The sequence below is a fragment of the Kinneretia sp. DJ1R-11 genome, from assembly GCF_025717595.1.
In the GTDB taxonomy this organism is placed as follows: domain Bacteria; phylum Pseudomonadota; class Gammaproteobacteria; order Burkholderiales; family Burkholderiaceae_C; genus Paucibacter_A.
This window is the reverse complement of record NZ_JAJIRR010000009.1, coordinates 42,265-60,995: the sequence shown is the minus strand read 5'-3', so window position 1 is coordinate 60,995 and position 18,731 is coordinate 42,265. Positions and strand designations below refer to the sequence as shown.

Genomic DNA, 18,731 nt, shown 5'->3' with positions numbered 1-18,731 from the left:
GCTCACCAGGGCAGGCGTTCACCCTGGTAGCTCAAAAAGCTGCCGCTGTCTTCGGCCCGCACGCGGTCCAGCACGGTCAGCATCTCTTGCGCGGCCAGGGCCGGCACGCGGCCGATCTCGTCGCCGCGAAACGGGCGTGACAGAGCCGAGCTGACCGTGCCTGGGTGCAGAGCGATCAGGGCCGCGCCGGGAAGGCTGCGTTTGGCTTCGATGGCGGCGGTCTTGAGCAGCATGTTCAGCGCCGCCTTGGACGCCCGGTAGCTGTACCAGCCGCCCAGTCGGTTGTCCTCGATGCTGCCCACCTTGGCCGAGAGCAGGGCCAGCACGCTGCGCTGCTTGTCCATCAGTGGCAAAAAATGCCGCAGCAGCAAGGCCGGACCGAAGGTGTTGACAAGAAAGGTGGCCTGCAGCTGGGCGTAGCTGAGCTCGCCGAGCTTTTTCTCGGGCATGAAGTCGGCGCTGTGCAGCACGCCGGCGGCATTGATGAACAGATGAAAGGGCGCCTGTTCACGCAAGGCCTGCGCGGCCGAGGCGATGCTGGCCTCGTCGGCAAAGTCCAGGGCCGGCGCGGACTGCCGGTGCAGGCCGCTCACGCCGGCGCAGCGCGGGTCGGCTTGCAGCTGGGCCTCAAAGGCCGCACCCAGAGCGCCCGAGGCGCCGATCACCAGGGCACGGTAGCCCTCCGGCAGGCTGCTCATGCCCTGGAATGGGGCCTCGTCGCTCATGCCAGCCAGCCCTGGCGCCAGCGCTCGCTGTCGCGCAATTCGCGCCAGGCCAGGCGTTGCACGCGTTTGGACAGCACCGCCTCCAGCTCGATCCACTCGACCGGGCCAGGCTGGCCGCTGGGGCCGATCTCGGGCGCGATCACCCGGCTGACCATGAAATGACGCTCGCGCTGCTGTGGTTGCAGCGCAGTCCATTTGCTGTGCAGCAGCTTCTTGGGATGCAGGGGCGGGGCGGGGTGTGGGGATGACATGGGCTGCAGCCTAGCCCAAGCGTGGCCGCGCCGCAGCGCCGTCCGGCAATGCCCGACCCGGGTCCCGGCGCATCCCGAGCGGGTCCAAGCCCGGAGCACCTGAAACCGCACAATCGGCAGCTCATCGTACGAAGTGCCGCTGCCCATGTCTCTCTCCTCTGTCGCCCCCGTGGCCATCGTCGGCGCTGGCCTGGCTGGCCTGTCTTGCGTCCAGGCTTTGCAGGCGGCCGGCGTGCCCGTGCAGCTGTTCGAGAAGAGCCGAGGCCCGGCCGGGCGCATGAGCACGCGCCGCGGCGAGGGCTGGCAATGCGACCATGGCGCCCAGTACTTCACCGCCCGCGACCCCGAGTTCCGCGCCGAGCTGGCGCGCTGGCAGGCGGCCGGCGTGGCTGCGCCCTGGCAGCCGCGCCTGCGCGTGTTCGGCCCCAGCCCAGCGGAGCGCGGGGCGAGTGAGACGGAGCGCTTCGTCGGCCTGCCGCAGATGACGGCACCGGCGCGTTGGTTGGCGCAGTCCTTGCCGCTTCATGTCCAGGCCACCGTCCAAGGCCTGCAGCGCCGCGCCGATGGCGCCTGGCAGCTGCAGCTGGCCGAAGCGGAGCATCAGGCGCTGGCCACCCAGGCTTTCGCCGCGGTGCTGCTGGCCGTGCCCGCGCCACAGGCCGCGCCCTTGCTGGCCGGTCACAGCGAGGCCCTGCGCGCCCGTGCCGCTGCCGCCCGCATGCGTGGCAGCTGGGCGCTGATGCTGCACTACGAGCAGGCGCTGGATCTGGATTTCGATGCCGCCTTCGTCAACCAGGGCCCCTTGCGCTGGGTGGCGCGCGACAGCAGCAAGCCCGGGCGTGCGCTGGCGGGCAGCGGCGAAACCTGGCTGCTGCATGCCGAGGCCGAATGGAGCGAGGCGAATCTGGAGCTGACGCCCGAACAGGCCAGCGAGCCCCTGCTGGCCGCGTTCGCCGAGCTGGGTGGCCGTTCGCCCGATCAACTGGCCGTGCATCGATGGCGTTATGCCGACAGCGCACCGCCGCTGGCCTTGGGCTGTGACTGGGATGCGGCTTCCGGCCTGGGCCTGTGTGGCGACTGGCTGATGGGCGGCAAAGTCGAAGGCGCCTGGCGCAGCGGCCGGGCCTTGGCCCAGGCCCTGCTCAGTGCCCAGGCTACATCGCCTACTTCTTGATCGTCAGCTCATCGTGGATGCTGTGCACGCCCTCCACGGCGCGTGCCACGGCGATGCTGCGGTCGATCTGGGCCTGGTTGTTGACGAAACCGGTCAGGCGCACATCGCCCTTGAGGGTGCTGACCGAGATGTCAAAGCTCTTGACCAGAGGTTCATTGAGCAAGGCCGTCTTGACCCGGCTGGTGACGATCACATCGTCGGTGGTCTGACCGACCGAGGCGGACGGGCCCTTGAGCGCCAGATGGTTGTCGACCGAACTCACACCCACCACCGCGGTGGCAATGCGACCGGCCAAGTCGATCTGGCTCTGCTGATCGGCATGGCCGCTGAGGATGACTTCGCCCTTGCGGGTCTCGACATCGATGCTGAGGCTCTTGATGCTGGGGTCCTCAAGCAAGGCGGTCTTGATGCGCGTGGTGATCACCGTGTCGTCGATCTGGTTGCCCACCGACGTCGTGGGCGTGACCGGCGTCTCGGGCGCCCGGTTGCAGGCACCTAGCAAGAGCAAAAGTGATGCGGCGACGGCCGCGGGCACGAGGCGGTGGGTCGCGAGGGGCTGGAAAGCGTGGGTCATGGGGTCCGTCCTGCTGGCTGAGTGTGAATGCGCTCGAATGTGGCGCGAGCCCGGTCTGGCGTCGGTACGCCAGCGCACCGGCATGGAGGCGGACGAGGCCTGGCTCATCAGGGCGAACCCGCATGCCGGCGGCGACGCCCCGGCTCACAATCAGCCGTAACAATTTGTTGGCGGGGTCGGTGGCTCCGACCTGCCAGCCGGGGGAGCCCGCCATGACACAGATGCCAGCGCCTGCCGCCGAGACCGAGCGTCTGGCCGCGCTCTACGCTTTGGAGGTGCTGGACAGCCCACCCGAGCCTGAGTTTGACGCCCTGGTGCAGGCCGCCGCCCTGGCTTGTGCGGCGCCGGTGGCACGCCTGGCCTTGGTGGACGCGCAGCGGGTCTGGTTCAAGGCCGGTGTGGGCTTGGCCGAGGTGGGCGAGCTGCCGCGCGAGCTGACCTGCTGCGACATCGCCATTCTGGGCAGCGATCTGTTCGAGGTGGCCGATGCGGCGCTGGACCCGCGTTTCGCCGACAGCCCGGTGGTGCGCGGCGGCCCGGGGCGCCGCGGCCTGCGTTTCTATGCCGGCATGCCGCTGCGTTTGCGCGATGGCCATCTGGTCGGCACCTTGTGCGTGCTCGACCATGAGCCGCGCCGGCTCAGCGAGGCGCAGGCCGGCGTCCTGCGCCTGCTGGCTGTGGCGGCAGCCTTGGCCTTGCAGGGGCGACGAACCGAGTTGGATGCCAGGGCCAATGCACGTGAGCTGGCACGTCGCGAGGTTTGGTTGCGGACCCTGAGTGAGTCCTCGCCCTTGGGTGTGTTTGCCACCGATCCGCAGGGGGAATGCAGCTACACCAACCCGCGCTGGCAGCAGATCTACGGCCTCAGCCTCGCGCAGAGTCTAGGGCGAGGTTGGCCGGCCACTTTGCATCCGGATGATGCCGGGCGCGTCCTGGCGGAGTGGCAGCGCTGTGCCCGCGAGCCGCGCGAATTCGACCAGCAGTACCGCCTGCGCCGCCCTGACCGCAGCGAACGCCATGTGCATTCACGGGCGCGGCCGGTGCTGGGGCCGGAGCAGCAGCTGCTCGGCTTTGTCGGCACGGTCGAGGATGTCAGCACGCAGGTGCAGATGCAGGCGCGGCTGAAGTCCAGTGAGGAGCGCTTGGCCGTGGCGGCCGACAGCGGCCAGATCGGCATCTGGGAATGGGACCTGAGCAGCGGTCATCTGCATTGGGATGCCTGGATGTACCGGCTGTACGGTCTGCCACCGCCGGCCCAGGGCCAGGAGCGGCTGAACGGCTACGAGCTCTGGACCCGCCATATCCACCCCCAGGACCTGGCGGCCGTGCATCAGGCCGTGCTGCAGGCCATCGAGGGCAGCCAGCCCTTTCTGATCGAATTCCGCATCGTCTGGCCGGACGCCAGCATCCATCATTTACGCGCCTCCGGCCGCGTCATCCGCGATGGGCAGGGCCGCGCCCTGCGCCTGGTTGGCTGCAACTGGGACCTGACCGAGATGCGCCGCCTGGCGGCCGATCTGGCCGAACAACTGGCCGCGGAGCTGGCCGAACAGCATGAGCTGCTGCGGGTGACCCTGCGTTCGATCGGCGATGCCGTCATCACCACCGACGCCCGCGGCCGCGTGCACTGGCTGAATCCGGCTGCCGAGCGCATGACCGGCTGGCGCGGCGAGGCGGCCTTCGGCCGGCCGCTGGAGCAGGTCTTCCATGTGGTCCATGAACTCAGCGGCGAGCTGGTCGAGAACCCGGTGGCGCGTTGCCTGGCCACCGGTGAGGCGGCAGGCTTGGCAGGTCAGGCCCAGTTGATCGCGCTCGACGGGCGGCGCTTGGGCGTGGCCGACTCGGCCGCACCGATTCGCAATGAGCGCGGCGAACTGCTTGGCGCGGTGCTGGTTTTTCACGACGTCACCGAACAGCGGCGCCAGGCCGGCGAGATGAGCTTCCGGGCCAGCCACGATCTCTTGACGGGCCTGATCAATCGCAGCGAGTTCGAACAGCGCGTGCGGGCCGCCTTGGAGCAGGCGCAGGCCTCGCAGCCACAGGCGGCGCCTGCCCAACATGCGCTGATGTGCATCGACCTCGATCAGTTCAAGGCGGTCAACGACGCCTGCGGCCATGCCGTCGGCGATCTTTTGCTGCAGCAGGTGGCGCGCCTGCTCTTGGGCGTGGTGCGCAGCCGCGACAGCCTGGCGCGCCTGGGCGGAGACGAGTTCGCGGTGCTGCTGGAACATTGCCCGCCGCTGCAGGCCGAACGGGTGGCGCAACAGATTTGCGAGCGCATGGAGGCGTTCCAGTTCATTCATGACGGCCGGCGTTTTGCTGTCGGCGCCAGCGTCGGCCTGGTGCCGCTCGATGCACGCTGGAGCCACCTTGACCTGGCCATGAAGGCGGCCGATGGCGCCTGCTATGCCGCCAAGCAGGCCGGTCGCAACCGTGTCCATGTCTGGCAGGACAGCAGCGCGGCTGCAGCCGCTCGGGCCGGCGAGCTGCAGTGGAACGAGCGCATCGCCCGGGCGCTCAGCGAAGGCCGCTTTGTCCTGCATGGTCAGCGCATCGAGGATCTGCCCCAGGCGAAGCCGCGTGTGCCCCTGCGGCCGGGGCACTGCCTGGCGCCCGGCCATGTGCGTGCCGAAGTGCTGCTGCGCATGGTCGGAGAGCCGGCGCCGGCGGGCGACCCGCTTTTGCTGCCCGGCGCCTTTTTGCCCGCGGCGGCGCGCTTCCAGCTGGCGGCGCAGATCGACCGCTGGGTGCTCGCAGAAGTGGTGCAGCGCTTGCAGGCCCTCTTGCCGCGCAGCGTTGGTGAGCTGAGCATCAATTTGTCGGAGCAGGCCATCGGCGACCGCGCCTTCCATCGCTGGGCGCTGGAGCTGCTGCAGGCGGCCGGGCCTGAGGTCTGCCGCCAGCTCTGCTTCGAGATCAGCGAGCACACCGCCGTGTCCGGTCTGGCCGACGCCGCCCTGTTTCTGGAGCAGGTGAGGGCCTTGGGGGCGAGCGCGGCGCTCGATGAGTTTGGCGCTGGGGCCTCCAGCTTTGGCTATCTGAAGGGCCTGCCGCTCGACTACCTGAAGATTGCCGGCCAGTTCAGCCGCGACCTGGCCGAAGACCCTCTGGACGAAGCGGCCGTGCGTGCCTTTGTCGACGTGGCCCAGATCATCGGCCTGCGCACCGTGGCCGGCGGTGTCGACAGCGCCGCCGCGCTCAGCCGACTGAGTGCGCTGGGGGTGGACTTCAGCCAGGGCTATTTGCTGCACCGGCCGGTCGCCCTGGAACTGCTGCTGCAGGCTCCTGGCAGGGCCTGAGGGGACAAAAAGCCCGGCGCGCGTGATAACACAGTAAAATCCCAGGTTCGATCCACGACCCACCCTGCCGCAGCCGCTCAAAGTCTGTGCGGGCGGCGGCAGTGGATTGGTGGGCAAGACCCCGGGTTTTGCAGTTTTTTCCGATTTCTTTTTCCGTACCGGAGCCATCATGGGCAACAAAATCATCACCGAAGCCGCAGCACGCGCCACTCCCCGTCCCGCCGCTCCCAAGGGCGTGACCTTCACTGCCCCGCACGGCCAGAAGTCCAGCCTGGAGCGCGGCGCGCACACCCGCAGCAAGAAGAACCCGGGCAAGCGCCCCAGCAGCGGCGGCTGAAGCCCCGTGGCCGAGGGAGCCAGGTCTTGCTTGCAATGACTGACGGCCCCTTCTGCGCTGACAACAGGCCCTTCCTCCCGGTGGGGCCTGTGTTTTTTTGAGCCGACCATTTTTGCCCTGCGCTCACCCTGAACCACCCCAAGACACCATGCTCCGCATCACCGAACTCCGCTTGCCGCTGGACCACGCCGAAGACGCTTTGCGCCCGGCTGTTTTGCAGCGCCTGGGGCTGCAAAGCGATGCGGCGCTGCTGGGCTTCACCGTTTTCAAGCGCAGCTATGACGCGCGCAAGAAGTCGGCCATCCAGCTGATCTACACCGTCGACTGCGAGCTCAGCGACGAAGCGGCTTTGCTGGCCCAGTTCGCCGGCGATCCGCACATCAAGCCCACGCCCGACACCGGCTACAAATTCGTCGGCCATGCGCCGGTGGACTTCTTCAACGGGGGCGAGCGCCCCCGGCCCGTGGTCATCGGCTTCGGCCCCTGCGGCATCTTTGCCGCCCTGATCCTGGCCCAGATGGGCTTGCGCCCCATCGTGCTGGAGCGCGGCAAGCAGGTGCGCGAACGCACCAAGGACACCTGGGGCCTGTGGCGCGAGCAGCGCCTCAACCCCGAGTCCAATGTGCAGTTCGGCGAGGGCGGGGCCGGCACCTTCTCCGACGGCAAGCTCTGGAGCCAGATCTCCGACCCGCGCCACCTGACCCGCAAAGTGCTGACCGAATTCGTCAAGGCCGGCGCGCCCGAAGAGATTTTGTTCGTCAGCAAGCCCCATATCGGCACCTTCCGCCTGGTCAGCATGGTGATCAAGATGCGTGCCGAGATCGAGGCCTTGGGCGGCGAGATCCGCTTCGAGCAAAAGGTCAGCGATGTGCGCATCGAAAAAGGTGCCGATGGCAGCGAGCACATCCGCGGTGTGACGCTGGAGTCGGGCGAACAGATCCGCTCCGACCATGTGGTGCTGGCTCTGGGCCACAGCGCCCGCGACACCTTCACCATGTTGCATCAGCGCGGTGTGTTCATGGAGGCCAAGCCTTTCTCCATCGGCTACCGCATCGAGCATCCGCAAAGCGTGATCGACGCGGCCCGCTTCGGGCCCAATGCCGGCAACCCCATCCTCGGCGCGGCCGATTACAAGCTGGTGCACCACGCCAAGAACGGCCGCTCGGTCTACAGCTTCTGCATGTGCCCCGGCGGCACCGTGGTGGCCGCCACCAGCGAGCCCGAGCGCGTGGTCACCAACGGCATGAGCCAGTACTCGCGCAACGAACGCAATGCCAATGCCGGCATCGTCGTCGGCATCAGCCCGCAGGACTACCGCCAGGACGGCAAGCACGAAGGCCCGGTCAGCCCGCTCGATGGCATGGCCTTCCAGCGCATCTGGGAAAGCCGCGCTTACGAGCTGGGCGAGGGCGGCTATCTGGCTCCCGGCGCCCTGGTCGGTGACTTCATCAAGCGCCAGCGCTCCAAGGTGCTGGGCAATGTCGAGCCCAGCTACAAGCCCGGCGTGACCCTGACCGATTTGCAGCAAAAAGGCCGCGGCAGCCTGCCCGAGTACTGCCTGGACGCGATCCGCGAGGCTTTGCCTGCGTTTGAGCGCCAGATCAAAGGCTTCTCGCGCCCCGACGCTGTGCTCACCGGCGTCGAAACCCGTACCTCCTCGCCCCTGCGCATCACCCGTGGCCGCGACTACCAAAGCCTCAACATCAAGGGGCTCTACCCCGCCGGTGAAGGTGCTGGTTATGCCGGCGGCATCATGTCGGCCGGTGTCGATGGCATCGAGGTGGCGGAGGCCTTGGGGGCGGCGCTGCTGGGTCAGGGCTGAGCCCGCCGGGCCTCAGCCTGGATTCAGCGGCTTGCTGCGGCGCTGAAAGAACTGTTCGAGCTGTGGCGCTAAGCGTTCGCGACCCGCTGCGTCGAGCCAATCCTTGGTGATCTCGCGCAGGCGGGCGGCGCCGGCCGGCGTGCCCAAGGCCTGGTCGATGGCCTGGATGGCGACGCGGCCCCAGGGGTTGCGCGGGCAGGCGATGCCCAGCACCAGGGGCTCGGTGGCGCCGTGAATGGGCAGTGAGACGTAGTCTTCGGCCGCCAGACCCAGTTTTTGCAGTTGGGCCAAGGCGCCCGGCGCATCGATCAGATAGTCGGTGCGGTCTTTGGCCAGCATGTCGCGCATGCGGTCGCCCCAGGCGACAGTGGCGTAGTCGGCCAGCATGGGGTTTTTGTTCTTCTGCTGAGCGGCCAGCAGCGCGTCGATCATGTCGCCGAAGCTGCGGCCGCGCGCGTAGGCGCCGCGCAAGCGCTTCTGCTCCAGCAGGCGGCCAAGGTCGGCAGCACCCTCGGCATCGCGCGGCAACAGATGCAGCTTGTCGCGCCGCAGTACCAGCTCGGGCGGCAAGGCCAGCAGGGTGTCGGCGAAGTAGGCCTCGGCCTCGCGCGCACGGGTGCGCACCGTGCTTGGCCGGCAGGCGGGTTCGCCGCGCTGGATCATCTGCCAGCTGCGCACGGCATTGGTGTCCAGTGGCTCGTGGCGGATGCCGGGCATTTGCTCTTTCAGAAAGGCCACGATGGGGTTGAGGCGAGCTGTACTGCCTTGCAGCCACACGATGTGGTCAAGGCTCGGTGGCGCCTGCTTGGTTTCGGCGCTAGCCTGCCCCCAGCCCAACATCACGCTCACCAGGACGGCCAGTCCGAACAGACGGCGAAATGGCGCGGTCCTGCTCATGGCAAAGCCTCAGCACGCGCACGTTGCCGATAGAACTGATCCAGTTGGCTTGCGTATTGATGCAGACGCTCGGGGCTGTACCAGACTTGATAGGTCTGCTTGTGCATCTTTGTGCCTTCGGCATGCAAAATCTCGTGGCCCTGATCGGCCCAGTGCTGCTGCAGCTCACGGAGTATGAGCTCAGGCGGTGTGGCTGACTCCGGGTGCTCGCTTGTGGCCTTGGGATCCCTCACGGTTTGACCGACGAGCAGCCAGCGCATCTTCCCCTCGCTTGGGCGCGACGCCGACGCAGCTTGTATCGCAGCAGACGCGCGGCCTACATTCAGCAAGAGCGACAGCAGGCCCGTGGTGGCGACCCAACTTGACACATGAGTCCAGCGTGGCGGCGGCTTTTCGTCGTGCTGAGGCATCGTGCGTGCGCGTGGCAGTGCAAACAGGGCGAAGCATAGTCGGCTTGATTTGCTTTTGTCTTCTGGGTTGTGACGCCAGCATCGCACCGGCAAAACAGGATTCAGCCGCGCGCGCCTTGCGGTCTAGTCGTCCGGTCGGCCCAGGGCGCGCCGCTTATAGAAGGCTTCGAGCGCCGGCCCATAACGCGCTTGCAGGGCGGGGCTTAAAGAAGGCATGAAACTCTTGCGCAGCATGGCCGCACCGGCCGGGGTGCTCAAGGCTTTTTCGATGCCGCGCATAGCCGCTTCACCCCAGGCCGTACGCGGGCAGGCGATGCCGCTGGGGCTCAGCGCCATGGCGCCCTGTATGGGCAAGGCGAACAGCTGGCTCGTGCTCTGGCCCGCTTCGTCCATCATGCCCAGAATCCACTCGTACTCGATCGTGAAGTCGATACGCTGCCTTTGCAGCATGAGCAGCACCTTGCCGCCGAAGTCATTGGGCGAGAAGTAGCTCATGGTGCTGGGCAAGGCCGCCGCGGCTCTTTGCAGATGTGGGTCGATGGCGCTGCCGTAGCTGCGGCCGCTGACCAAGGCGCCTTTGAAGGCTGGATTGCGCAGCAGGGCCGGCAGGTCCACCGCGCCTTGGGCGTCGCGGGGCAGGCGGGCGAGGCTGTCGCGGCGAACGATCACGCTGGGCGGCGGCATCAGGACCGTGCTGGTGAACAGCAGTTGACGTTCCCTCTCCAGGGTACGGACCAGGGAGACGTGGCAGGCCGGCTCTCCGTCCATGAGGAGTTGCAGGCTGCGTTTGCCGTTGGCGTAGAGGACCTCGTGGCGGACCTCGGGCCAGGCCTTCTTCATGAACTCGATCAACTCTTGTCCCGGGCTGGAAATGGGGCGGCCTTGAGGGTCCACGGGCTGGCTGCCCATCAACCATTGCATGCGTGGGCCGGCCAGATCTCGGCCCTGCGACGGGGTCGCCATCAGGGCGAACAGCATGAAGGCCCAGGGGAATTTCATCGCTCGCATTTGCTGCTGGAGTGCAACCAGCATAGCGAGATTCGCAGCGCTTGTGAGCTAAGGCGAGCGAGGCGCTGAGCTTATTGGGGCCGGCTGCGCTGCTTGCGGTCTTTGTAGAACTGATCCAGTTTATGGCCGTGCTGCCGCTTGGCTTCCGGGCTGAGTCGGGCGGCCATGCGCTCGCGCAGGAACTGGGTTCCCGCCGGCGCGGCCAGCACCTGGCCGATGCGCAACAGGGTCGCCCAACCCCAGGCGTTGCGTGGGCAGGCCAGGCTGCCGATCACGGGTTCGCTGGCGCCCAGAATGGGCAGGCTCTGCAGCGCAGCGCCGGAGGCAAGGGCTTCTTCCTTGTCGACCAGTTTCAGCGCGAAGTCGTAGTCGATGGTGTAGTCGGCCCGGTCCAGGCGCAGCATCTGCAGCAGCTTGTCGGCCGCGCCTGCTTGCGCATAGTGACTCAGGCGCGGGCTGGCCTCACTCTGCAAGCTCAGCTGAGCGTCGATGGCGCGGCCATAGCTGCGGCCTTCGAACAGGGCGCCACGCAAGCGGGCCTGCCGCATCAGCGCTGGCAGATCGACCTCGCCGCCTGGCGTGCGCGGCAGTGCCGCGAGCCGGTCCTGGCGAACGATCAGCTGGGGCGGGAGCACCCATTGCGCGGGCAGGAAATAGGCTTGCGTGGCCCGCTCGGGCGTGCGCACGGCCGAGCCCACACACACTGGCTCACCATGCGCCAGCATCTGCCAGCTGCGCTTGACATTGGCCACCACCTTGCGGTGGCGGATCTGTGGCAGGGCCTGGGCGAGATAGTCGACCAGCTGGTCCGAGAAGCCCAGGCTGGCCGCGCCGCCGCCGGCGGACTGGCTGTCGGGCATCAGCCAAGTGATGGTGTCGGCCTTCTCTTTGGCTTCGGGCGCCAAAGTCGTCGCCCAGCCTGACGTGCTGTCAAGCAAGGCCAGAAGGCAGAGAAAGCGGGCAGGCTGGCGGAATCTCACGAAGGCGGGGAAGCAGCGGGGGACAAGGGCGGCCGAGCATAGCGGCCGTCCCAATGCGTCGAGCTCAGGGTTTAGCCCTGAGGCCTCTCGCTTGTGCGAGGGCCGGTTCGAAGTTCAGGCGGTGCCGACCATCAGGTCGATCAAGTCGCGGGTGAACTCCAGCGCTTCTTCGGGTGTGGCGAAGTAGTACTCGCCGCCGAGGTCGGCGACATCGCCTTCGGGGCCGATGTGCACCACCGCCCAGCCCTCCGCGCCGCCGCCGATGGCGCAGACGCCAAAGCTGCCTGGCGCCAGCTCCTTGGCCGAGCCGGCCGTGACGAAGATGTCTTTGTTCTGGTGCGAGTAATAGCGTTTCACACCGGCATTGTCGCTGTGGATGCGGCAGGGGCCGCTCCCGCCTCGGCGAACAGCCAGTCGCGGAAGGCCATGAGCTTGGGCGGCAAGCGGCCTTCACCACGGTGCACGAGATGGTAGGCCAAGGGCGTGCGCCAGCTCAGGTCAGGAAAGAGCCGCAGCAAGCGACCTGCAGCCAGGTCATCGTGAGCCATGACGCTGCGGGCCAATGCCACGCCCTGACCCTCGGCGGCTGCCTGCAGGACCGCCGCGGAGTTGTTGATGCTCAGGCCACGCAGGGGCGCGGTCGCGCCGGCGACGCCCATCTGCTGCAGCCAGCGCGCCCAGCTGGGGAAGTCGGCATGGCCGTCCATGGACAGGTCATGGATCAGCACCTGGCCGAGCAGATCAGCCGGCTGGCGCAAGCGCTCCGGGGCCTGCGCCATGAGGCGCGGCGAACACACCGGATAGATCTCCTCGTCCATCAGCTTCTCGGCCTGCAGGCCGGGCCAGCGACCGGCACCGTAGCGGATGCCGAGGTCGATGCGCTGGGCGATGAAGTCGACGGGCTTGTGGCTGGTGTCTAGGCGCAGCTCGATCTCCGGCCAGGCGGCTTGAAAGCGATCGATGCGAGGCAGCAGCCATTTGGCGGCGAAGGCCGGGCTGCAGGTCACCGTCAGCGCGCCGCGACTGGGGCTGGCGTCCTGAAGGCGAGCGAGGCCGCTCGCCAGGCGCTCGAAGCCGGCGCGAATCTCGGGCAAGGCCTGTTCGGCCGCTTCGGTCGGTATCAGCCGGGTGCGCCCGCTGCTGGCGCGCTGGAACACCGGCATGCCCAGCCAGTCCTCCAGCGAACGCACCAGCTGACCGACCGCGGCCGCCGTGACATGGAGCTCGGTGGCGGCAGCTGAAAAGCTCTGGTGGCGAGCGCTGGCCTCGAAGGCGCGCAAGGCATTCAAGTGGACGGGTAGCTTCATGATAAAAAACTTTTTCTATCTCGTCGCTGAGGTTTTTATGGTTTGTGGGCGTGGCCTCGATTGCCAAGAATACGCCCATCTTGCAGGGGAATCGTTTCGATACGGCCAGGCGAGATCTCTCAGAGTCAAGCTGGGCTAACAGATAGTTTTTCTTGTTTTTTGGCCAAGCTCAAGCCGACTCGTACTGTCCTCTTTACTCAAATTCAAGCATCGGAGTTTTTCAAATGAGCAAACCAGAGTTCGAAGGCAAAAAGCTGTGCGTCGTAGGCGGCAGCAGCGGCATGGGCTTGGAAGTCGCCCGCCAGGTGCTGGCCGCTGGCGGCAAGGTGCTGATCGTCGGTCGGCACCCCAAGAAGACGGAGGCGGCGCGCCAGGAGCTGGGCCGCCTGGGCCCGGTCAGCGCTTTGAATGCCGACCTCTCAAGCCCCGCCGGAACCGCGGCGCTGATCGAAGCCCTGAGGGCCGAGCATGGCGATATCGACCTGCTGCTCAACGCCGCCGGCGTGTTTGCGCCCAAGCCCTTTCTCGAGCACCAGCAGGCGGATTACGAGCAATACATGAGCCTGAATCGCGCCACCTTCTTCATCACCCAGGCGGTGGCCGCCCAGTGGGTGGCGCTGCAGCGCCCCGGGGTCATCGTCAATATCGGCTCCATGTGGGCCCAGCAGGCGATTGCGGCGACGCCGTCCTCGGCCTACTCCATGGCCAAGGCCGGCTTGCATGCGCTGACCCAGCATCTGGCCATGGAGTTGGCGCCGCTTCGCATCCGCGTCAACGCGGTGTCGCCGGCGGTGGTGCAGACGCCGATCTACGAAAGCTTCATTCCCAAGGCCGAGGTGGCGAGTACCTTGCAAGGTTTCAACAGCTTTCACCCGATTGGCCGGGTGGGCACGCCGCAGGACGTGGCTGAAGTCATCACCTTCTTGCTGTCAGAGCGCGCGGCCTGGGTCACCGGAGCGGTCTGGGATGTGGACGGCGGTGTGATGGCCGGGCGCAACTGAAACCGCCGTGTGCGGGGGAGGGCCTCCTAGAATGCCGGCCTGATCCAACTCGGGGAGGCCCGCAAGCATGAAAGCAATCTGGAACGGCGTCGTGATCGCCGAAAGCGATGACACCGTGCTGATGGACGGCAACCACTACTTCCCCGCCGACTCGCTCAAGCGCGAGTACACCAGCTTCAGCAACCACCGCAGCAGCAGCGACAAAGGCCAGGCCCACTACCTGAGCCTGTTCGTCAACGGCGAGATGAACGCCGACGCGGTCTGGAGCTACCCCGAGCCCAGCGAATCCGCTGCCGCCATTCGGGGGCGTTATGCGTTTTGGAAGGGTGTGGTGGTGGGGGAGTGAGGGCGTGGTGAATAGGTGAACAGGTGAACAGGTGAACAAGTGAACAAGTGAACAAGTGAATGGTGAGTCGTGAATGGTGAGTCGTGGAGAACACCCGGCGTTCACCTGTTCACCCGTTCACCCATTCACCCTTCAAGTCTTCCCCCTCGGCCACAACGCCCACAGCCGCAGCGGCTGTTTCATGCGGCCGGCTTGGGTTTCGGCTTCGCGGCCCCAGCCCCAGAAGAAATCGGCGCGCACGGCGCCGGTGATGGCGCTGCCGGTGTCCTGGGCCATGACCAGGCGGCGCAGCGGCGAGTTGCCGCTTTGCAGCGGGTCGCCCGCTTCCAGCCAGAGCGCGGTGCCATAGGGAATGCTGGCGCGGTCCACTGCGACGGAGCGGCCGGGCGTCAGCGGCACGCCCTGGGCACCGCGCGGGCCGACATTGGGGTCGACCAGAGGCTCTTCGCGGAAAAAGACATAGCGTGGGTTGCCCCACAGCAGCTCGCGCGCCTGCTGCGGCTTGCGGCGCATCCAGTCGCGGATGCCGGACCAGGAGGCCTCGCCCGGGCGCAGCTCGCCGCGCTCGATCAAGGCCTTGCCGATCGATTGATACGGGTGGTCGTTGTGGCCGGCGAAGGCCAGGCGCACCCAAGTGCCGCTGTCGTCGTTCGCGTTGGCTTTGATGCGGAGCCGGCCCGAGCCCTGGATCTGCAGGATCAAGAGGTCCAGCGGGTCGTCCAAATAGGCCAGCTCCAGGCCGCGCAGGCGCTGGCGCTGCTCGCCTTCCAGTTGCTGGCGGCTGAAGTAGGGCCGGCGCTGCTGCAAATCGACCGGCGCGGCATGTACCGGCACTTGGTAGTCGCCCTGGGGCTTGCGCGTGGCGTCCAGCATGGGCTCGAAGTAGCCGGTCAGCAGGCCTTGGGTCTCGCCCTCGGGTGATTCGACCCGATAGGCTTGCAGATGCTGCATCAGCCACAGCGTGACCGCATGGTCGTCCCCCGGTGCGCTGCGCAGGGCGCGCGCGCACAGTTCGGCCCAGCCGGCGGCCGGCCGGGCGCAGCCCTGCAGCAGGGCCGGCCAGAGCTCGGCCGCCCGGTCCTCGCCCCAGCCCGGCAGCTCGATCCAGTCGACCGCCACCCAGCGCGAGCGTTCGCGCTGCAGCACCTGGCGCGGCCGGCTCGGGCTGGCCGCCTCGCGTTCGGGCGCTATTTCCGCTGCGGGCGGCCGGGCCGGTGGCTCGGGTGGCAGCGGTGTGCTGGAGCAGGCGGCCAGCAGGCCTAGAATCGCGCCGGCTGCGCCCTGCCGCAGCCACTGACTGCTGGGAATCGAGGCTGCGATGGGATTGCTTTTGCTGGAGGCTTTGGGGGCCTTGGCGCTGTTCGTGTTCATCATCTGGTGGACCATGTTTTCCGGTCGCAAGGGTGGCGAGCGTCGCCTGCCGGAACAGGGCGAACAGGAAAAATAAGTCGGCTGGCCGGATCAGTCTTTCGGCGGCAGGAAGAAGCTGCGCGGTTGTTCCCGGAAGCGCTGCCAGATTGAGCGGCGCAGCAAGGCCTGGTCGGCCAGCTGAATGCCACGCGAGCGCAGGGCCACGCGCAAGGCCAGGTAGAAGCTGACGCCGAGGTTCAGCACACCGGTCAAGGCAATGCCGGCCACGCACCACCAGAACGCGGGCTGCTGCAGCACCTCGAAGCCCAGGGTGCCGACGGCGGCCGCCAGCTGGCCGGTGGACAGGGTCACATGGCGCACCTCAATCGGCAGGCCGACAAAGGACAGCAGGGCCGGTGCCAGGCCCAGCATCAGGCCGAGTGAGATATTGGCCGCCAGGCCCGAGACATTGCCACGCCACCAGGCCGCCCAGCGTTGCGCACGCGCCTGGCCCAGGCGGGCGATCAGGCCCGGGTTCCAGCCGATGGCGGCTTCAACCCGGTGCAGCACAAACCAGTTCTCCACCCAGCCGGCAATCAAGCTGCTGGCGAACAGCAGCACGCCGGTGAAGGCCGCAAACAGGGGCGAAGGGCCCAGCAGGCTGAGCGAATGCAACACGTACTCGGCGCTCTCTTTGCCCACCAGGGGCGTGCCCGTCAGGACCTGGCTCAGCCCTTGCACGGCCAGCACCACAGGCGCCACCACGGCGAGATTGCCCAGGATGCCGGCGATCTGCGAGCGCAGCAGATGGGCCACCTCGTCGACAAAACTGTTCAGACCCGCCGGCGTGTTGATGTGTTGCAGCTTGGCGGCCATGGCCGGCGCCGTCATGGCCGGCTGCTTGGTGGCCACGGTCCAGTGCAGCAGGTGGATGATGACGAAGCTGGCGGCGTAGTTCACGCCCGACCAGAAGCCGGCCCAGAAGGCGGTCAGACCCAGGGCCATGACCATGAATTTGGCAAAGGTGGTGCCGGCGATGATGGCGCCGCCGCCGGCCGCGTGGCGCAGCATCTGGCGGTAGTCCTCGCGGCTGCGGGTGATGTAGTGCTCGCCGGTTTCGGCGCTGCGTTCGGCCACTTTGCGGGCCAGCAGCGAGTAATGGTGGGAGAACAGAGTGCGGATGCTGCGCCGCTCATGGCCCACGCGCACCAGGCCGGCCAGCAGGCGGGCCAGCTCGCGCGGATGGTGTTCGGCGCCCAGGCAGTCCAGCAGGGCTTCGATGCGTTCGATGCGAGCCAGCATCTGTTCGACCGCAAAGACGATGTCCACCGACACGCCGAAGGCTTCCAGATGTTCGGGCACGCTGGAGGCGGCGCGCTGGCAGACGTCGAGCAGGGCGCGCAGGAGCTGCAGGGCTTGGGCGCTGCGCGCGGCGTCGCCGCTTTGCAGGGCCAGGATCAGGCCGTCGCAGGCGCCGGCCAGCTGCTCGAAGGGCTGGTCGGCCAGCAAATCAGGGCTCATGCGCCGGCGCAAGGGGCCAGAGAGGCCGGCCGCGCGCACGCTGCTGACCAGCACGGTCAGGCCGCGCAGCATGGCTTCGCGCCATTGCGGGGCGGCGTCGACCGCGGCATGTTCAGCGGCGGCCGGCAGGGCCGGATTCAGCAGGGCTCCCAGGCGCAGCAGCAGCGCTTCATCAAGGGCCAGCAGCCACTGTTCGTCGCTGCGCTCGGGGAAGAGCAGGCCGAACAGCTCGGCCAGATCGCGGGTGTCGGCGGTGCGTGGCAGCAGGCGCTGCTGCAGGCGGTGCTGGAACTCGGCCCAGAGCGCCACGCGCGGCGCGAAGCCGACATCGGCAAACAGGCCGCTGGCGTCGAGATCGCGCCAGATCGAGTTGAGCAGCTGGGTCACGGCCTGGGCATGGGCCGGGTTGCGTTCCAGCACATTGAGCAAGTGCTTGAGGCGCAGCACCGGCAGCAAGGTGGCGCCGCTGCGCAGTTCCTCCTGGCTGGCCGGGTGACGCAGCCATTCCAGCAGGCGGGCCAACCAGAGGTTGCGTGCGGCCAGTTCGGCGCGCGCGTCGGCGGCATTCAGCAGCGCCGTCAGGTCCCAGCTCGGGGCGGGGCGCAGCGCCAGCATCAATGCAGGGCGCCGCTGTCGGCCAGCATGAACTCGGGCACCTCGGCGTAGAACACCGTGGCGTCTTCGGTGGCGCACAGGAAGCGGCCGCGCATGCTGCCTTGCGGCGTGGCGATCTGCGCCCAGGAGCTGTATTGGAAGCTCTGGCCCGGCGCCAGCAGCGGTTGGTGGCCGACGACGGCCAGGCCATGGACTTCCTGCTCATGGCCGCGCGCATCGGCAATATGCCAGTGCCGGCCGATCAGCTGCGCGCTGACATCACCGATGTTCTCAATCGTGATCGTGTAGCTGAAGGCGTGCACGCCCTGGGCGACGTCGGTCTGCTCGGGCAGGACTTGCACAAGCACCGTGCATTTGAATTGAGGGTTTGGCATGAGGCCGATTCTAGGTTCTTCGTTGCCGGGCGGCGCTATGCTGCGGGCCATTCCCCTGCGCGGCTGCCGGCTTGGCCGCTTTTTCCGGATCGCGTCATGACCCCGCAACAAACCCTCTATTTGCCCGCTGATGGCTGGCCGCGCTGTCGCTGGTGCGCGGCCGCCGCCGGCGATGCGGCCTATTTGCACTATCACGACACCGAGTGGGGGTTTCCGGTCGCGGACGACCGGCGCCTGTTCGAGAAGCTGTGTCTGGAGGGCTTTCAGTCGGGCCTGTCCTGGCGCACCATCCTCAACAAACGCGAGGCGTTTCGCGCGGCCTTTGCCAACTTCGAGATCGAGCGCATGTCGCGATTTGGCCCGGCCGACATTGAGCGCCTGCTGCAGGACGCCGGCATCGTGCGCCACCGCGGCAAGATCGAGGCCGTCATCCATAACGCCAGCCGCGCGCGGGATCTTGTCGCGGAGCAGGGTTCGCTCTCGCGCTACATCTGGGGCTTCGAGCCCAGCCACCACGCCGAACCTTTGCCCGGCGAGATCGTCACCGAATCCGATGCTTCGCGCGCCTTGTCCAAGGACCTGAAGAAGCGCGGCTGGAAGTTTGTCGGGCCCACCACCATGTACGCCTTCTTGCAATCCATGGGCTTGATCAATGACCACGCGCCGGGATGCATCACGCGCGAGAAGGTGGCAACAGCGCGAGCTGCGTTTCGCTCGCCGGCGACGGGCTGAAGTCGGCA

At 67.5% G+C, this 18,731-nt stretch carries 19 protein-coding genes; 7 read left to right on the top strand and 12 right to left on the bottom strand.

All coding sequences use genetic code 11. The annotated features are described in order from the left end of the window. Positions 1 to 2 precede the first annotated feature (2 nt). Both LNV23_RS15565 and LNV23_RS15560 read right to left on the bottom strand, forming a co-directional pair. Positions 3 to 725, bottom strand: coding sequence for an SDR family NAD(P)-dependent oxidoreductase (locus LNV23_RS15565; RefSeq protein ID WP_263563810.1), 723 nt, complete (start codon positions 723 to 725; stop codon positions 3 to 5). Then, on the bottom strand, positions 722 to 976 hold the full coding sequence (locus LNV23_RS15560) for a TIGR02450 family Trp-rich protein (protein WP_263563809.1): 255 nt from the start codon (positions 974 to 976) through the stop codon (positions 722 to 724). The genes LNV23_RS15565 and LNV23_RS15560 overlap by 4 nt, the downstream gene beginning before the upstream one ends. Positions 977 to 1,121: 145 nt before the next feature. Between LNV23_RS15560 and LNV23_RS15555 the strand changes: the two genes are divergently transcribed. Further along, positions 1,122 to 2,150 carry an NAD(P)/FAD-dependent oxidoreductase gene (locus tag LNV23_RS15555; RefSeq protein WP_263563808.1) on the top strand — a complete coding sequence of 343 codons (1,029 nt, stop codon included), beginning with the start codon at positions 1,122 to 1,124 and terminating at the stop codon, positions 2,148 to 2,150. Here LNV23_RS15555 and LNV23_RS15550 read toward each other — a convergent pair. Beyond that, positions 2,140 to 2,724 (bottom strand): BON domain-containing protein, encoded by a 585-nt coding sequence (locus LNV23_RS15550; protein WP_263563807.1) that lies wholly within the window; start codon positions 2,722 to 2,724, stop codon positions 2,140 to 2,142. The genes LNV23_RS15555 and LNV23_RS15550 overlap by 11 nt on opposite strands. A 212-nt stretch (positions 2,725 to 2,936) precedes the next feature. Between LNV23_RS15550 and LNV23_RS15545 the strand changes: the two genes are divergently transcribed. From LNV23_RS15545 to LNV23_RS15535, 3 genes are all read left to right on the top strand, one after another. Further along, complete coding sequence (locus LNV23_RS15545; RefSeq protein ID WP_263563806.1) at positions 2,937 to 6,023, top strand: EAL domain-containing protein; 3,087 nt, start codon at positions 2,937 to 2,939, stop codon at positions 6,021 to 6,023. Between the two features lie 169 nt (positions 6,024 to 6,192). Beyond that, positions 6,193 to 6,360, top strand: coding sequence for a hypothetical protein (locus LNV23_RS15540; protein WP_263517722.1), 168 nt, complete (start codon positions 6,193 to 6,195; stop codon positions 6,358 to 6,360). 148 nt (positions 6,361 to 6,508) lie between these two features. Further along, complete coding sequence (locus LNV23_RS15535) at positions 6,509 to 8,182, top strand: NAD(P)/FAD-dependent oxidoreductase (protein ID WP_263517721.1); 1,674 nt, start codon at positions 6,509 to 6,511, stop codon at positions 8,180 to 8,182. Positions 8,183 to 8,194: 12 nt separating this feature from the next. On the opposite strand, the gene LNV23_RS15530 is transcribed toward LNV23_RS15535, so the two are convergent. The 6 genes from LNV23_RS15530 to gcvA all read right to left on the bottom strand — a co-directional run bounded on the left by LNV23_RS15530 (position 8,195) and on the right by gcvA (position 12,784). Then, on the bottom strand, positions 8,195 to 9,079 hold the full coding sequence (locus LNV23_RS15530; protein ID WP_263563805.1) for a hypothetical protein: 885 nt from the start codon (positions 9,077 to 9,079) through the stop codon (positions 8,195 to 8,197). Beyond that, a complete protein-coding gene (locus tag LNV23_RS15525; RefSeq protein ID WP_263563804.1) occupies positions 9,076 to 9,489 on the bottom strand; it encodes a hypothetical protein in 414 nt (137 codons plus the stop codon). The genes LNV23_RS15530 and LNV23_RS15525 overlap by 4 nt, the downstream gene beginning before the upstream one ends. A gap of 123 nt (positions 9,490 to 9,612) precedes the next feature. Beyond that, positions 9,613 to 10,488, bottom strand: coding sequence for a hypothetical protein (locus LNV23_RS15520; protein ID WP_263563803.1), 876 nt, complete (start codon positions 10,486 to 10,488; stop codon positions 9,613 to 9,615). 80 nt (positions 10,489 to 10,568) lie between these two features. Next, complete coding sequence (locus LNV23_RS15515) at positions 10,569 to 11,435, bottom strand: hypothetical protein (protein WP_263563802.1); 867 nt, start codon at positions 11,433 to 11,435, stop codon at positions 10,569 to 10,571. A 156-nt stretch (positions 11,436 to 11,591) separates the two neighbouring features. Continuing rightward, the gene (locus LNV23_RS15510) at positions 11,592 to 11,834 is read right to left on the bottom strand and encodes a hypothetical protein (RefSeq protein WP_263563801.1); all 243 of its coding nucleotides are present in this window, start codon (positions 11,832 to 11,834) and stop codon (positions 11,592 to 11,594) included. After that, complete coding sequence (gene gcvA, locus LNV23_RS15505; protein WP_263563800.1) at positions 11,831 to 12,784, bottom strand: transcriptional regulator GcvA; 954 nt, start codon at positions 12,782 to 12,784, stop codon at positions 11,831 to 11,833. Before gcvA ends, LNV23_RS15510 begins: the two co-directional genes overlap by 4 nt. A 224-nt stretch (positions 12,785 to 13,008) precedes the next feature. Between gcvA and LNV23_RS15500 the strand changes: the two genes are divergently transcribed. Further along, complete coding sequence (locus tag LNV23_RS15500) at positions 13,009 to 13,785, top strand: SDR family NAD(P)-dependent oxidoreductase (protein ID WP_263563799.1); 777 nt, start codon at positions 13,009 to 13,011, stop codon at positions 13,783 to 13,785. 67 nt (positions 13,786 to 13,852) lie between these two features. Beyond that, positions 13,853 to 14,131: a DUF427 domain-containing protein gene (locus LNV23_RS15495; RefSeq protein ID WP_263517713.1), complete on the top strand. Its 279-nt coding sequence runs from the start codon at positions 13,853 to 13,855 to the stop codon at positions 14,129 to 14,131. 132 nt (positions 14,132 to 14,263) lie between these two features. On the opposite strand, the gene mltA is transcribed toward LNV23_RS15495, so the two are convergent. The 3 genes from mltA to apaG form a co-directional block, all read right to left on the bottom strand. Beyond that, the gene (gene mltA / locus LNV23_RS15490; protein WP_263563798.1) at positions 14,264 to 15,505 is read right to left on the bottom strand and encodes a murein transglycosylase A; all 1,242 of its coding nucleotides are present in this window, start codon (positions 15,503 to 15,505) and stop codon (positions 14,264 to 14,266) included. Positions 15,506 to 15,592: 87 nt separating this feature from the next. Continuing rightward, a complete protein-coding gene (gene tlpB, locus LNV23_RS15485; RefSeq protein WP_263563797.1) occupies positions 15,593 to 17,617 on the bottom strand; it encodes a transporter-like protein TlpB in 2,025 nt (674 codons plus the stop codon). Further along, positions 17,617 to 17,991, bottom strand: a complete 375-nt coding sequence (gene apaG / locus LNV23_RS15480) for a Co2+/Mg2+ efflux facilitator ApaG/CorD (protein WP_263517710.1) — start codon at positions 17,989 to 17,991, stop codon at positions 17,617 to 17,619. Before apaG ends, tlpB begins: the two co-directional genes overlap by 1 nt. Before the next feature lie 96 nt (positions 17,992 to 18,087). On the opposite strand from apaG, the gene LNV23_RS15475 reads away from it, so the two are divergent. Beyond that, positions 18,088 to 18,723 (top strand): DNA-3-methyladenine glycosylase I, encoded by a 636-nt coding sequence (locus LNV23_RS15475; RefSeq protein ID WP_263563796.1) that lies wholly within the window; start codon positions 18,088 to 18,090, stop codon positions 18,721 to 18,723. The last annotated feature ends 8 nt before the right edge of the window (positions 18,724 to 18,731 follow it).